Raw genomic sequence first — 298 nt, 5'->3', positions numbered from 1 at the left:
ACCATCTAATACACGTAAAGAACGGTTTACTTCAACCGTAAAATCTACGTGACCAGGAGTATCAATAATATTAAAATGATATCCTTTAGTTTCAGGAGTTGGTTGTGCATTTTCTAATGGAAACTGCCAAGTACAAGTTGTAGCAGCAGAAGTAATTGTAATACCTCTTTCTTGCTCTTGCTCCATCCAGTCCATAGTAGCAGCACCATCATGTACTTCTCCAATTTTGTGAGATACACCTGTATAATAAAGTATACGCTCTGTAGTTGTTGTTTTACCTGCGTCAATATGAGCAGCA

At 37.6% G+C, this 298-nt stretch carries 1 protein-coding gene; it reads right to left on the bottom strand.

Features of this window, described 5'->3' with window-relative positions:
* Nucleotides 1-298 (bottom strand): GTP-binding protein (locus FUA24_RS23350; protein ID WP_148545741.1); only part of this gene is annotated, 298 nt, incomplete at both ends.

Source organism: Seonamhaeicola marinus (genome assembly GCF_008085455.1).
Note: the sequence above shows the minus strand (reverse complement) of the source record. Positions and strands in the feature narration are given on the sequence as shown.